Source organism: Paenibacillus sp. GbtcB18 (genome assembly GCF_019091125.1).
In the GTDB taxonomy this organism is placed as follows: domain Bacteria; phylum Bacillota; class Bacilli; order Paenibacillales; family NBRC-103111; genus Paenibacillus_F; species Paenibacillus_F chitinolyticus.
Map to the genome: position 1 here is coordinate 1 of NZ_JAGXJX010000362.1, position 271 is coordinate 271.

The 271-nt window shown below is 73.8% G+C and carries 1 protein-coding gene; it reads right to left on the minus strand.

The genetic code is table 11. The annotated features are described in order from the left end of the window. Window positions 1-210: hypothetical protein (locus KVT34_RS30300; protein WP_217563294.1), on the minus strand; the 210-nt coding region annotated here is incomplete at its 3' end. Window positions 211-271 lie beyond the last annotated feature (61 nt).

The following is a 271-nucleotide window of genomic DNA, read 5'->3' on the forward strand; positions in this document are numbered from 1 at the left end:
GGTCGAATTCCGGTCGGACGGACGGCTGTTGGGGGTGCCTAAGCCGGAGCGGGACGGGCACACCTTCCGGCTCGGTCTGGCCGGGGCGCGGGCGGGAGCGTTGAAGGACCTGCAAGTCTGGTCCGGCGGACGCCGGTTGGACACCCGCCCGGACGCGGACGCATCCGCGCCTTCGGCGGCGGTCCGGCCCCCGGCCCCGCTACCCGCCAATCCGGTGGACCCGGGAAAGCCCGGCCCGTACCGCACGAAGACGGGCTCCTACCAGCTCAAG